Genomic DNA, 13,779 nt, shown 5'->3' with positions numbered 1-13,779 from the left:
CATCGCTACTCCACCGCTTTCGTCACGATCCGGATCTCCGATGTCAGCGTCCGGTGCACCGGGCACTTGTCGGCGATCTCCATCAGCTTCTTGCGCTGCTCGGCATCGAGCGCGCCGTCGATCGCGATGTTGCGCTCGATCTGGTCGAGCATGCCCTCGCGGGTCTCGCACTCCGCACAATCCTTGGCGTAGATCTTGGAATGCTTCAGCGTCACCGTGACGCGGTCGAGCGGCAGCGACTTGCGGTCGGCATAGAGACGCATGGTCATCGAGGTGCAGGCACCTAAGCCGGCGAGCAGGAGATCGTACGGGCCGGGTCCGGCATCCGCGCCGCCAGCCGCGAGCGGCTCGTCCGCCACCAAATGATGCGGGCCGACGGTGATGGTCTGGTTGAACTTGCTCTTGCGGGTCTCCTGCACCACGACCTTGCGCGGCTCCTCCGGCAGATCCATCGCCTTCGCGGGCGTCGCTGCATCGACGTAACGGCTGGCCCAGGCCACGATCACGTCGGCGGCGTAGAGCGCGTCGGCAGGCTTGGTCAGAAGATGATCGGCATGGTCGAGCGAGACGAAGCTCTTGGGGTGTCTTGCCGCGACGAAGAGCTTCGTTGCGTTGTCGATGCCGACGGTGTCGTCGAGGGGCGAATGCATCACCAGCAGCGCCTTGTGCAGGCCGGTGACGTCCTTCATCAGCTCGTGCTCGGCGATGTCGTCAAGGAATTCGCGCTTGATCCGGAACGGGCGTCCCGCGAGCGAGACTTCGACCTCGCCCTGCGCACGGATGTTGTCGATATGCTCCCTGAACAGGCCGGTGACGTGGGCGGGATCCGAGGGCGCTGCGATGGTGGCCACCGCTCGTGCCTCGGGAATTTGTCCGGCAGCGGCTAGGATCGCGGCGCCACCGAGGCTATGGCCGATCAGGATCGAGGGTGCCTTGCAGGTCTCGCGCAGATGATCGGCCGCGCGCACGAGATCGGCAACGTTGGAGGAGAACGTCGAGTTGGCGAAATCACCGCCGCTGGAGCCGAGCCCGGTGAAGTCGAAGCGCAGCACCGCGATGCCCTTGGCGGCGAGCGCGACCGAGATGCGCTTGGCTGCCAGCGTGTCCTTGCCGCAGGTGAAGCAATGCGCGAACAGCGCGAAAGCCGCGGGCTCGCCGTCAGGCAGCTCCAGCGCGGCCGCGAGCTGATGGCCGCCTTCGCCGGTGAATTGAAAGCGTTCCGTCGGCATGGGCTTCCCCCCGTCTTGCTCGAACCTAATCGCCCGAATAGCGCTGCTCGACCCAGGGATCACCGCGGTTGTGATAGCCGCGGACTTCCCAGAAGCCCGGCGCGTCCTCGGTCAGGAATTCGATGGCCTGGAGCCATTTCGCGCTCTTCCAGAAATAGAGGTGCGGCACGACCAGCCGCACCGGGCCGCCATGCTCCTCCGTCAGCGGCTGGCCGGACCAGCTGTGGGCGAGCAGCGCGTCCTCAGCGGCAAAATCCTCCAGCGCGAGATTGGTGGTGTAACCGTCATAGGAATGCAGCACGACGAAGCGGGCATCCTCGCGCGGCTGGCAGGCCACCAGCAGCTCGCGCGTGGCGAGCCCTTCCCATTCGTTGTCATAGCGCGACCAGGTCGTGACGCAATGGATGTCCGAGGTGAACCGGGACTGCTTCTGCGCGGCGAATTCGGCAAAGGTCCAGAAAACGGGGGTCTCGACCGCGCCATAGACGTCGAGCCGCCAGCGCTCGCGCGAGACCGGCGGCGTGACCCCGAGATCGAGTACCGGCCAGTCCTTGGTGAGGTGCTGCCCGGGCGGAAGCCTTTGATCCTCCGGGCGTGTCATCTTGCCGGTGAGAAAGCGGCCCTCGCGCGCCCACTTCTCCTTGGTGCGCGTCAGCTTGCTGTCGGATGGCGTCTCGTCGGTCATGGCCTGTGCTCGTGGCGATGCATGGCTGAGGCGTGCTTGGTGTCGCGCACGCCATGAAAGGCCTGTCCGCTTCCTTTGGGAAGGCCTTACATCGCCTTTCCGAGCAAAAATGGCAACTGGCGGGGGCCGCGCACCGTTCCTTGCGACCAAGTCACCGTGCCTGCCGGATCGAGCCGGAAGTCGGGAATCCGCTTCAGCCATTCCTCCAGCGCCACCTGCATTTCCATGCGCGCGAGGTTGGAACCGACGCAGCGGTGGATGCCGAGGCCGAAGGCCGCATGGCGGTTCTCGCGCCGGTCGATCACGACTTTGTCAGCGTCCGGAAACACCTTGGGGTCGCGGTTGGCTGCCGGGAACGACAGCAGCACCATGTTGCCCGGCTTGACCGGACAGCCGGACACCGTGGTCTCCTTGACCACCTCGCGCGCCATCGTTACCGGCGAATAGGCGCGCAGCAGCTCCTCCACGGCGGTTGGAATCAGTCCGGGCTCGGCGATCAGCCGCTCGCGGTCGGCCGGCGTCTTCGCAAGATGCCAGAGCGAGGAGCCGATCGCGCTCCAGGTGGTGTCGATGCCGGCGATCAGCAGCAGGCGCAGCGAGCCCATCACATGGGTGTCCTCGAGCGGATTGCCGTTCTTGTCCCTGGCGTTCATCAGGTAGTAGATCAGGTCGTCGGTGGGCTTGCTCTTGCGCGCTTCGATGTGGCCGCCGAAATAGGCCGTCATCTCCTGCACTGCCTGGAGCAGCTTGCTTTCGTCCTTGATGCCGAGCTCGAGGATCATGTGGATCCAATTGATGAAAAGGTCGCTGTCGCTCTCGGGAATACCGAGCATGTGCGCGATCGCCCGAACCGGGATGTGCTTGGTGTAGCGCGCCGCAGCGTCCACCCTCTGCTCGGCGATGAAGTCGTCGATCAGCTCGTTGCAGATGGCGCGGACGCGCGGCTCGAGCTTCTTCATCGCGTCCGGGGTGAACGGCGGCAGCAGCAATTGCTTGGCCGGCTTGTGCTCGGGCGGATCGGAGGTGATCGGCGGGGCTGCGTTCCTGCTGGTAATTTCCGGCCGTACGTCGCGGACGATGATGCGGCGGGAGGAGAAGTGCTCGGTGTCGTTGGCGATCTCGCGCACGGCCTCATAGGTCGTCGGCAAATAGCAGCCGAGGAAGCGTTTCGTGTGCACCACGGGGCTTACGGCTCGCAGCTCGTCCCAGATCGGGAACGGGTCCTCGGTCCATTGCGGATCGGTGTGGTCGAAATCATGAACCCAGTCGGTGACGGGCGGATGGGCGACGGGCTGGTCGACGTCGGACATGGCAGGGAATCCCTTGGCTCGTATTCGCTGAACGCATGCGGGGCGGCAACGGCCGCACTATTCCTCGATCACATCGATTGCGATTTCCGGGCAGTTGGATTTCGCAAGCCAGGCCTTGTCCTCGAGTCCTGGCGGGACGGTGCCGTCACCAGCTTCGTGCGCGTTGCCGTATTCGTCGAGCTCGAAAAGCTCCGGCGCGAGTGCCTTGCAGCGGGCATGGCCCTGGCATTTGTCGGGATCGACGTGAACCTTCAGTCGCTCTGCCATTCTCGGCTTCCTTGGTCGTGTGCGCGCGAGGGCCCGAAGGCGGCGCGTTTCCTCATCTCGTTCTATTTAAGTTATATGCTATTACATTCGCGGCGGGCTTCCCTTGTCAAGCGGGAACTTGTAGGCTTCACCCCGACATGCGTTCACGACCAGCCCGCAAGCCCGCGAAGACCTACCACCATGGCGATCTCCGCGATGCGTTGATCGACGCCGCGCTGCAAGAGGCAGAGCGGGGCGGCGCGGAGGCAATCAGCATCAAGGCGCTTGCCAAGAAGCTCGGGGTCTCGCAGCCGGCGCCATACCGGCATTTTGCCGACCGCGAGGCGCTGCTCGCCGCCGTCACCGCGCAAGCATTCCGGCAGCTCTCGGCGCTCTTGCGTGATGCGATGGCAAAGCCGTCGCAGCAATCGAAGCTCTCGCGGCTCGCACAGGCGACGCTCGATTTCGGCTTGCGCCGGAATGGCATCTACCGCCTGATGTTCGCCTCGCGCACGGTGTCCTGCGCGGCCAAGGGCAGCGAGCTGCACGAGGCGACGCGGGAGACCTTTGCGCTCGTGCTCGAAGCTCTGGAAGCGCCCGCCGTGGGCTATTTGCGCGAACGGCAGGCGCTCAAGATCTGGGCGGCGCTGCACGGGGTGGTGATGCTGGCCGAGCAGGGCCTGTTCACCGGCGAGGCGGCGCATGCCACGCGCGAGGAGCTGGTCGAGGATTTCGTCAACGAGACGAAGGCTGCGCTTGCGGTCGCGATCAAGGATGCGCGACGTCGGACCAAGGCCGGCGCTTAGGGCTTCGCCTTCAGCAGCTTCATCAGCTTTTCGACCGCGCTGTCCGGCGTAGTCACGACGGGGCGGCCGGTGGCCTCCGCGACCAGCGGCGCCGTCGCGGCGATGCTGAATTGCGCCAGCGCGATGACGTCGCAATCGCGCAAGCTCTGTGAGGCCTCCGCGATCAGCCGGTCATGCATGGCGCGGTCGCCTCGGTCGAGCGCGGCCAGCGCGCCGTCGGCGAGCTTCGGCACCACCTCGACGGAGGCGGGAAACTCGGGCGGCATCGACGCCAGCGTCGGCGGAAAGGTCGAGAGCAGGCCGATGCGCCGGCCCATGGTCACCGCCCTCTCGATCATGGCCTCGTTCGGCTTCAGCACCGGCATCGGCGCATGCGCGCGCGCGACGGCCTCGATGCACGGGCCGAAGGCGGAGCAGGTGAACAGGATTCCATCCGCTCCCGTGGCCGCTGCGTAGTCGCCGAGCGCGAGGAACCGTTCCGTCATGGCATCGTTGAGTTGCCCGTCGCGGGCGAGATCCGCCGAGAGACTGTCGTCAAGCAGGTTCATCAGCCGCGCCTCGGGCCACGCCTGCGCAAACGCTGCCTCGATCGGGGCGATCGAATGCTTGAGGGCGTGGATAAGGGCGATGCGCATGGGGGGCATTGACTCGAAGGTGGTTGCCTGACCGGTCCCGTGCCCCGGACGCAGCGCAATGTGAAGTATTGCGCTGCAGAGCCGGGACCCATTGTGGCTACTGGGTCACGGCTCTGCGCAGCAGCGTTGCACGCTGCGGCGCGTCCGGGACACAGGGCAGCTTTACTTGAACGGAATGGCGTACATCAAGCCGCCTTTGCTCCAGAGACCGTTGAGGCCGCGATCGAGCTTGAGCGGGCTGGCCTTGCCGGCATTGCGCTCGAAAATCTCGCCGTAATTGCCGCCGGCCTTGATCGCCTTGACCAGCCATTTGTTGTCGAGCCCGAGCCGCGAGCCGAGGTCGCCGCTGGCCCCCAGCAGCCGCTGGATCGCAGGCGTTTGCGACTTCGTCATCTCCTCGACATTGGCTTGCGTGACGCCGAGCTCCTCGGCCTCGATCAGGCCGTAATGCAGCCAGGTGATGATGTCGCTCCAGACCTCGTCGCCGTTGCGGGTGAAGGGTCCGAGCGGCTCCTTACTGATGGTCTGCGGCAGCACAATGTAGTCGGCTGCGTTCGGCGCGGCCGTGGTCACCGCGCCGGCGAGGGCCGAAGCGTCCTGGGTCATCGCATCGCAGCGGCCGCCGAAGAAGGTCTGGTACATGGTGTCGACGCGGTCGAACACCAGGGGCTTCCAGTCGATGCCGTTGGCGCGGCCGTAATCGCCGAGCGTGACCTCCTGCGTGGTGCCCTGCGCGACGCAGACGGTGGCGCCCTTGAGGTCCTTCAGCTCCTTGACGCCGAGGTCCTTCTTCACGACAAAGCCCTGGCCGTCGTAGAAGTTGATCGGCCCCTGCCGCAGGCCCAGCGTCACGCCGCGCAAATAGGTCTGCGTCGAGTTGCGATAGAGCACGTCGATCTCGCCCGATTGCAGGGCGGTGAAGCGGTTCTGAGCCGTCAGCGAGACGTAGCGCACCTTGGTAGGGTCGCCGAGCACGCCGGCCGCCAGCGCGCGGCAATAATCGACGTCGAGACCCCTGTAATTGCCTTGCGAGTCCGGCGCCGAGAAGCCGGCAAAACCGGCACTGACGCCACACACCAGCGTGCCGCGGCTCTTCACCGTATCGAGCGTCGCCGCCGCTGCGATCACCGTCGATGCCGCGAGCAGGCCCGCTGCGATAACCACTTTCCTCATACTACTCTCCCCTCACTGATTGACACTACGCAACACGCTGTCGACGGCCGTGCCCAGCTTGTCGACGATCAGGTCGATTTCGTCCGCCGAGGCGATATAGGGCGGTGCCAGCAGCACGTGGTCGCCGCGCACGCCATCGACGGTACCGCCGCTGGGATAGCAGCCGAGGCCACCGGCAAAGGCCTCCGCCTTGATCTTCTGGTGCAGCTTGAGGGCCGGATCGAACGAGATGCGGCTAGCGCGATCGGCAACCAGCTCGATCGCCCAGAACAGGCCGCGGCCCCTGATGTCGCCGACATGGCGATGATTGCCGAAGCGTTCGGTCAGGCGCTGCTCGAGCTGCTTGCCGCGCTCCTTCACGCGGTCGAGCAGGCCATCCTCGCGGATCACATCCTGCACCGCGAGCGCCGCAGCGCAGGCGAGGGGATGCGCCAGATAAGTGTGGCCGTGCTGGAACGCGCCCGAGCCTGCGCGGATGGTGTCGATGATCTTGCCGCTTGCCAGCATCGCACCGATCGGCTGATAGCCGCCGCCGAGCCCCTTTGCGATCGCCTGGATGTCGGGGGCGACACCTTCTTGCTCCCACGCATGCATCGTGCCGGTGCGGCCCATGCCGCACATGACCTCGTCGAGAATGAGCAGCGCACCGTGACGGTCGCAGATCTCGCGCATCGCTTTGAAGTAGCCGTCCGGGGCGGTCACGGCGCCGGCGGTGGCGCCGACGACGGGCTCGGCGAGGAAGGCGGCGACGGTGTCGGGGCCGAGCCGCTGGAACTCGGCTTCGAGCTCGGCGGCGAGGCGCGCGACGAACTGCGCGTCCGACTCGCCCTCGCGCTTCTCGCGATAGGCGAACGCCGGCGTGACGTGGCTGAACGCGGTCGAGAGCAGCGGCGCATAGGGCGCGCGACGCCAGGCATTGCCGCCGGCGGCGAGCGCGCCGAGCGTGTTGCCGTGATAGCTCTGCCGACGCGCGATGAAGTGCTGCCGCTGCGGCTCGCCGCGCTCGATGAAATATTGCCGTGCCAGCTTGATGCTGGCTTCGATCGCCTCCGATCCGCCGCTGACGAAATAGGCGTAGGCGAGCCCGCCGGGCTCGTGCCCGACCAGTATTTCAGCAAGTGCTTCCGCCGGCTCGGAGGAGAAGAAAGCAGTATGCGCATAGGCGAGGGTGGACGCCTGCTTGGCCATCGCCGCGATCACGCGCGGATGCTGGTGGCCGAGGCAGGAGACTGCCGCGCCGCCGGAGGCATCGATGATGCGCCGGCCGTCCTCGGCGAGGAGATAAACGCCCTCGCCGCCGATCGCCTTGGGCGGGGTTTCGCGCAGCGAGCGATGCAGCACGCGGCTGGTGCGAGTGCTCATGGGTCAACCTTTCTCCGGGACGTAGGTGGAGGCAGCAGTGAGCCGCGCCTCGGTGTTTTCCAGCCGCTTCTTCGCGGCGGCGCCGCCGAGCGAGAATGTGACCGCCGCGAGCGACTGCGCGATCGCGATCGCGCCCGTGAGACTGGGGAAAAAGCCGGGCGACGAGGCTGCCTCGAATAGCAGCACATGGTCGGCGCCTTCGGCCATCGGTGCCGACAGGCTGTCCGCAATCGCGATCAGCGTCGCGCCGCTGCGATGCGCGGCCTGAGCGACGCGGACGCTCGCATGCGTGTAAGGCAGGAAGCCGATGACAATGACGGCTTCGCTTGGCCGGAACGCGCCGAGATCAAGGTCGTCGGGCCCGGACGTGCCGACGAGCTGCACCTGTTCGGGCCGGAACAGGCGCAGCTCGTAGTTCAGGAGTTCGGCGACGCTGCGGCAGCTGCGATAGCCCGCGATCCAGATCCGCTTGGACTCGTGCAGCGCGCGCGCCGCTTCCGCGATCGGCTGTGCCGGGATGCGCGGAAGGCCGGCGGCCTCGGCCTCGAGCTTGTCGAGGATGAGCGTAACATCGGCGTTCGGCCCGTGACGGCGGCCTCTTGTGCGGCCGGAGAAGGGCGCGGTCGGCGACGGCCGCCGCGCCTCGGTCAGCGCCGCACGCAGCTCGTCCCATCCGGAATAGCCGATCGCTTTCGCAAGCCGCGTGAACGCGGCGGGATCGGCACCGGCTTCCGCCGCGAGATCGCGCATCGAGCGGGTGGTGGCATCGTAGTCGTTGGCGGCGACGAAACGGCCGACCTCCTGTAAGCGCAGGGGGAGCGACGGCAATGCGATGCGCAGTTCGCTCAGGGGCGAGGATTTCGCGGGCTCGGCCATGAAACATTTGTTGCATGAATTTGAGTTCGGTGCAACAGTTGACGTGCGTCGCCGGAAATCGCTGCATTCGACGAAGGATTTTTTGTGCTGTGATCGCCGATCATCCCAGGCCGCCGCCGCGCCGCCGCTTCGTGCTCGGCTGCAACCAATTGAAGGGCCTGTTCTGGCAGGTCCTGGTGGTCGGCATCGCGATCGCAGTGATCGCCTTCCTCTTGTCCAACACCGTCACCAATCTGTCGGCCCGCCGCATCACGACCGGCTTCGCCTTTCTCGGCCGCGAGGCCGGCATGCCGATTGCCGACAGCCTGCTCGCCTACAATCCCGGGGATACCTACCTCTGGGCCTTCGTCGTCGGCGTCGCCAACACCTTGCGCGTCGCCGTGATCGGCATCTTGCTCGCGACGATCCTCGGCACCCTGATCGGGATCTCCAGGCTGTCGGCCAATTGGTTGCTGTCGCGGCTTGCCGCGGTCTACGTCGAAACGCTCCGCGACATCCCGCTGCTGCTCCAGCTGCTGTTCTGGTACGTGCTGATGCAGGCGCTGCCGGCTGCACGAGCCGCCTGGCGGCCCGTCGAGGGCATATTCCTGTCCAATCGCGGCCTGATCCTGCCGGCGATCCCGTTCGGCCCGCCGCAGCTCACGGTGCTCGGCACCGCGGTGCTGGGCTGTGCGGTGTTCTTCCTCTTCCGTCGCTGGTTGGTCGCACAGCAGATGCGCGACGGCAAGCCGCGGCCGGCCTGGCCGTCTGCGCTCGGCCTCATCGTCGTGGTGCCGGCGGCGATCTCGCTGGTGCTCGGCGTGTCCTGGACGGTCGAGTGGCCGCAGCTGCGCGGCTTCAATTTCGTCGGCGGGCTGACGCTCGCGCCGGAATATTTCGCGCTGCTGATCGCACTGGTGACCTACACCTCCGCCTTCATCGCCGAGATCGTGCGCAGCGGCATCCAGTCGGTGCCACGCGGGCAATGGGATGCCGCCAACGCGCTCGGCCTGCGTCGCAGCTTCATGCTGCGGCAGATCATCTTGCCGCAGGCGCTGCGCGTCATCGTGCCGCCGATGACAAGCCAGTATCTCAACCTGACCAAGAACTCCTCGCTCGCGGTCGCGATCGGCTACCAGGACGTGGTCTCGATCGCCAACACAACGCTGAATCAGACCGGACAGGCCATCGAAGCTATCGCGCTGATCATGGCGGTGTTCCTGACCATCAGCCTTTCGATCAGCTTCTTCATGAACTGGTACAATGCGCGCATCGCGCTGGTGGAGCGCTGATCATGACCGCGATCACGGACATCCCCGATGCACCCCGGACCGCTCGCCGACCGCAGCTGGGCAATCCGGCGCTGCACTGGCTGCGCAAGAACCTGTTCTCCTCGATCCCGAATGGGATCATCACCGTCCTGCTAATGGTGCTGCTCGCCAAGGGCATTTTCAGCTTCCTGCAATGGGGCATCGCCAATGCGGTCTGGCTGACGCCCACCAACGATTCCAGCGCCTGTCGCGCCGCGCGTGGCCTCGGCGCCTGCTGGGCCATCGTCCCCGAGAAGTATCGCTTCATCCTGTTCGGCACCTATCCGTTCGACGAGCAGTGGCGGCCGGCACTGTCGGTCGTGCTGTTCATCGCACTGTACTACCTCTCGACCCGCCGCGCGCTGTGGCGGCGCGAGCTGGTCTATCTCTGGATCGGTGCACTGGCGCTGATCAGCGTGCTGATGTGGGGCGGCGTGCTCGGCCTGTCCTTCGTCTCGCAGGACCGCTGGGGCGGCTTGCCCGTGACGCTGATCTTGGCGACGTTCGGCCTCGCTGTCGGCTTTCCGCTCGGTATCCTGGTCGCGCTCGGGCGGCGCTCGAAGCTGCCGGCGATCCGCTCGCTCAGCGTGCTCTATGTCGAGTTGATCCGCGGCGTGCCGCTGGTGAGCCTGCTGTTCATGGCGAGCGTGATGTTTCCGCTATTCATGCCGGCCGGATTCAACATCGACAAGCTGCTGCGCGCACAGATCGCGATTATCCTGTTCGCCGGTGCTTACCTCGCCGAAGTGATCCGCGGCGGGCTTCAGGCCGTGCCGCGCGGGCAATATGAAGCCGCCGACGCGCTCGACCTGTCCTACTGGCGCAAGCACCGGCTGATCATCCTGCCGCAGGCTATCCGCCACGTCATCCCGCCGCTGGTCAACACCTTCATCGCCTTCTTCAAGGACACCAGCCTGGTGCTAATCATCGGCATCTTCGACCTGCTGACGACGGCGAAGACCGCGATCATCGATCCCGCCTGGCAGCAGTTTTCGGTCGAGGTCTACATCTTCGTGGCCGCGATCTACTTCGTCTTCTGTTTCGCGATGTCGCGCTACAGCCGGAGCCTGGAGGCGCCGACAACGCCGAAGTGACGGTTTCTCGTTTGGTGCCGCTTGTTTGCGCTTGCGCCGATTTCCGATCTTGATCTCTAATACCAGAGGTTGCTCCTGCGGTCGATTTGGCGAGGCTGTCATGCGCGTGGCCGTTTTGCGGCAATTCACCGCCGCCCAGATTTGCGTCCTGATCTTCACAACCGCTCTCGGCGTGTCATCGTGCGCCGCCGAGGGGTTGCGGCGCTATCGCGCGCCGATCGGTGAGAGTTCGATTTCGGGAATTTCGTCGGGCGCGTTCATGGCCGTTCAGTTCGGCACGGCATGGTCGTCGGTGATCAAGGGCGTCGGCGTGGTCGCGGGCGGCCCTTATTGGTGCGCAAAGGCGGATGCGTTTGATGCCGTCACCTGGTACTGGGGGCCGATCCGGCGGGCCACGGGTGCATGCATGAAAGGGCCGGCGTCGGATCTGAATCCGAAGGATTTTACGGCAAAGGCCGACGCGAAGGCCGCAGCGGGCGAGATCGACCCTCTCAGCAATGTCGGCAGGCAGAAGATCTATCTCTTTCACGGCTACAATGACGCGATCGTCGACAGGGCCGCGACCGATGCGGCCGCCGATTTCTATCGCCATTATCTGGGGGATGCCAATCGCGGCAACTTGTTCTATCAGGCCACGCTCGGCGCGGGCCACTCGTTCGTCGTGGCGAAGCAGGGCGCACCCGGGCTCAACGAGTGCAAGGCCAACACGGCGCCCTATATCGACCAATGCGGCTATGACCAGGCCGGCGTCATCCTGCAGCATATTTACGGCCGCTTGAATCCGCCCAATGCCGCGCAGCTTGCAGGTTCGGTGAAGAGCTTTGATCAATCGATCTATACCACGCCGCATCTGCCCGACGCGTTGAGCATGGGCGATACCGGCTATGTGTTCGTACCCAGGGATTGCGAGCAGGGCAGTCCGTGTCGAGTCCACGTCGCGCTCCACGGATGCAAGCAGGACGTCGCCGATATCGGACGCAAATTCGTGGATGAGGCCGGCTGCAATGAGTGGGCGGACACGAACCGCATGATCATTCTCTATCCGCAGACCAAGACCAGCCCATACTGGCCAAGCAATCCGCAGGCCTGTTGGGATTGGTGGAGTTACGTCAACCATCAGGATAGCTACGTGACGAAGTCCGGATCGCAAATCAAGGCGATCAAGGCGATGCTGGATGCGCTCACGGCCGCTGCTGCGGCGCCCGCCGGCGCGACCGCGCCCTCGCTATCGGCGCCGCAGTCGCTCACGGTGATCGATACTTCGGATAGCGGCGCTGACCTGGCCTGGTCTCCAGGAGACGACGGAACAACCTACCGGGTTTCGCGTGCGGGACCCGATGGTGCGTTCCAATCGGTTGGCGACGTGACGGGCGCGAGCTTTGGGGATTCCGGTCTGACGCCGCAAACAACATATCGATGGCGTGTCTCGGTCATTCTGAACGGGGCGGTGGGCCCGAGCTCCGAGGAGGCGACCGGCACCACGCGATCGACGCCTCCTCGCTGCGCTAATCCCGGCTCCTGCCCGATCGCCAAATAGCGAACCGAGCAACCGTCCCAGCCTGGAGGCGGCCAGCGGGAGGTGAGGTCTCGTGTCCCGGCTCTGCGACGCGGCGCTGGCGCGCTGCCCCTTGTCCGGGACACGAGAGTGAGGCTAGTCCTTCACCTTCGGATCGATCGGCGTCGTACCGCGCAGGCCCAGAATATCCTCCAGCACCTTCGCTCCGGCGATCACCTGCGCGTCGGCGCGCGGCGCGCCGACCACCTGCACGCCGACCGGCAGGCCCGAGGCCGTGAAACCGCAGGGCAGGGAGAGAGACGGGCAGCAGGCCAGCGTGATGGCGTAGACGATGCCGAGCCACTCGACGTAATTGTCGAACCTCTTGCCGGCGCATTCGGCGACATAGCGATGCTCGATCGGGAAGGGCGGAACGATCGTGGTCGGCGTCAGCAACAGATCGTAGCTCTTGAAGAACTCGACTGCCCGCGCCGTCATGCCGACGCGCTGCGCCTCGGCGCGCGCGAGCTGCTCGACTGTGAGCTTGAGACCCTCCTCGATGTTCCAGATCACCTCGGGCTTGAGCAGGTCGCGCTTGGTGCGCAGCAGATTGGCCTTGGTGATCGCAAAGTCGAAGGCGCGCAGCACGTGGAAGCATTCATGCGCCTCGCGCCAGTCCGGATGCGCCTCCTCGACGATGGCGCCGGCTTCGGCGAAACGTTCGGCGGCCTTTCGTGTGATCGCCTTCACTTCGGGATCGACCGGGGTGATGCCGAGATCGGGCGAATAGGCGATGCGCCTCGGCCGCTTGCCCGCCTGGGCCGCCGACAGGAATGAGGTTGCGGGAGCCGGCAGCGACAGCGGATCGTCGGTATAGTCGCCGCTCATGGCATCCAGCAGCAGCGCGAGATCCTCGACGTTGCGCGCCATCGGGCCGACCACGCCGAGATTGCGATCGATGCCGGACTTGGGGGTATGCGCGACGCGGCCGATGCTCGGCCGCATGCCGACGACGCCGCAGAAGGCCGCGGGGCTGCGCAAGGATCCGCCCATGTCGGAGCCTTGGGCGAGCCAGGCCATGCCGGTCGCCAGCGCCACCGCCGCGCCGCCGGAGGAGCCCGCGGCTGATTTCGTCGTGTCCCAGGGATTGAGCGTCGCGCCGAACACCTCGTTGAACGTGTTGGCACCGGCCCCGAACTCCGGCGTGTTCGACTTGGCGTAGACGACCGCGCCATTGGCCTCGAGGTTCTCGACCATGAGGTCAGACTTCGCGGGGATGTTGTCCTTGAAGATCGGTGAGCCCTGCGTGTTCAACACGCCTGCAACGTCGGTCAGATCCTTGATTGGCACCGGCAGCCCGGCGAGCAGCCCGCGCGCGCCGGCCGGCTTCTGCATCAGTGTCTTCGCACTCTCCCGCGCGCGATCGAAGCACAGCGTCGGCAGCGCGTTGACCTTGCCGTCGACCTCCTTGATGCGCTTCTCCAGCACGTCCAAGAGCTCGAGCGGCGAGACGTCGCCGGAGCGCAGCTTGTCGATGACGGTGCAGGCGGTTTCGCGGATCAGGTCTTGAGACAACTAT

The 13,779-nt window shown here is 65.7% G+C and carries 13 protein-coding genes; 4 read left to right on the top strand and 9 right to left on the bottom strand.

What is annotated here, in order from left to right; translation table 11 throughout:
* Window positions 1-5: 5 nt before the first annotated feature.
* From I6F17_RS00225 to I6F17_RS00210, 4 genes are all read right to left on the bottom strand, one after another.
* Entirely contained in the window at window positions 6-1,229 is a 1,224-nt protein-coding gene (locus I6F17_RS00225) for a bifunctional alpha/beta hydrolase/OsmC family protein (protein WP_225129449.1), read from the bottom strand.
* Between the two features lie 25 nt (window positions 1,230-1,254).
* Window positions 1,255-1,914, bottom strand: coding sequence for a sulfite oxidase-like oxidoreductase (locus tag I6F17_RS00220; RefSeq protein ID WP_036043160.1), 660 nt, complete (start codon window positions 1,912-1,914; stop codon window positions 1,255-1,257).
* A gap of 86 nt (window positions 1,915-2,000) precedes the next feature.
* Window positions 2,001-3,224, bottom strand: a complete 1,224-nt coding sequence (locus tag I6F17_RS00215; protein WP_225129450.1) for a cytochrome P450 — start codon at window positions 3,222-3,224, stop codon at window positions 2,001-2,003.
* A gap of 57 nt (window positions 3,225-3,281) precedes the next feature.
* Entirely contained in the window at window positions 3,282-3,491 is a 210-nt protein-coding gene (locus I6F17_RS00210; RefSeq protein WP_018648108.1) for a ferredoxin, read from the bottom strand.
* Window positions 3,492-3,628: 137 nt separating this feature from the next.
* Between I6F17_RS00210 and I6F17_RS00205 the strand changes: the two genes are divergently transcribed.
* Entirely contained in the window at window positions 3,629-4,276 is a 648-nt protein-coding gene (locus I6F17_RS00205; RefSeq protein ID WP_225129452.1) for a TetR/AcrR family transcriptional regulator, read from the top strand.
* Here I6F17_RS00205 and I6F17_RS00200 read toward each other — a convergent pair.
* The 4 genes from I6F17_RS00200 to I6F17_RS00185 form a co-directional block, all read right to left on the bottom strand.
* Window positions 4,273-4,911 carry an aspartate/glutamate racemase family protein gene (locus tag I6F17_RS00200; protein ID WP_225129454.1) on the bottom strand — a complete coding sequence of 213 codons (639 nt, stop codon included), beginning with the start codon at window positions 4,909-4,911 and terminating at the stop codon, window positions 4,273-4,275. The genes I6F17_RS00205 and I6F17_RS00200 overlap by 4 nt on opposite strands.
* Window positions 4,912-5,073: 162 nt before the next feature.
* The gene (locus I6F17_RS00195; RefSeq protein WP_225129456.1) at window positions 5,074-6,084 is read right to left on the bottom strand and encodes an amino acid ABC transporter substrate-binding protein; all 1,011 of its coding nucleotides are present in this window, start codon (window positions 6,082-6,084) and stop codon (window positions 5,074-5,076) included.
* Between the two features lie 12 nt (window positions 6,085-6,096).
* The gene (locus I6F17_RS00190) at window positions 6,097-7,446 is read right to left on the bottom strand and encodes an aspartate aminotransferase family protein (RefSeq protein WP_225129458.1); all 1,350 of its coding nucleotides are present in this window, start codon (window positions 7,444-7,446) and stop codon (window positions 6,097-6,099) included.
* Between the two features lie 3 nt (window positions 7,447-7,449).
* The gene (locus I6F17_RS00185) at window positions 7,450-8,322 is read right to left on the bottom strand and encodes a MurR/RpiR family transcriptional regulator (protein WP_225129461.1); all 873 of its coding nucleotides are present in this window, start codon (window positions 8,320-8,322) and stop codon (window positions 7,450-7,452) included.
* 89 nt (window positions 8,323-8,411) lie between these two features.
* Between I6F17_RS00185 and I6F17_RS00180 the strand changes: the two genes are divergently transcribed.
* The 3 genes from I6F17_RS00180 to I6F17_RS00170 are packed head-to-tail and all read left to right on the top strand — an operon-like array spanning window position 8,412 to window position 12,242.
* Entirely contained in the window at window positions 8,412-9,593 is a 1,182-nt protein-coding gene (locus I6F17_RS00180) for an ABC transporter permease subunit (protein ID WP_225129463.1), read from the top strand.
* 2 nt (window positions 9,594-9,595) lie between these two features.
* Window positions 9,596-10,705, top strand: coding sequence for an amino acid ABC transporter permease (locus tag I6F17_RS00175; protein ID WP_225129465.1), 1,110 nt, complete (start codon window positions 9,596-9,598; stop codon window positions 10,703-10,705).
* Window positions 10,706-10,736: 31 nt separating this feature from the next.
* On the top strand, window positions 10,737-12,242 hold the full coding sequence (locus I6F17_RS00170) for a hypothetical protein (RefSeq protein ID WP_225129467.1): 1,506 nt from the start codon (window positions 10,737-10,739) through the stop codon (window positions 12,240-12,242).
* Window positions 12,243-12,356: 114 nt separating this feature from the next.
* On the opposite strand, the gene I6F17_RS00165 is transcribed toward I6F17_RS00170, so the two are convergent.
* Entirely contained in the window at window positions 12,357-13,775 is a 1,419-nt protein-coding gene (locus tag I6F17_RS00165) for an amidase family protein (RefSeq protein ID WP_225129469.1), read from the bottom strand.
* Window positions 13,776-13,779: the final 4 nt, after the last annotated feature.

This window comes from Bradyrhizobium sp. NBAIM18, from assembly GCF_020193825.1.
Taxonomy (GTDB): Bacteria; Pseudomonadota; Alphaproteobacteria; order Rhizobiales; family Xanthobacteraceae; genus Bradyrhizobium; species Bradyrhizobium yuanmingense.
This window is presented reverse-complemented; position numbering and strand designations above follow the sequence as displayed.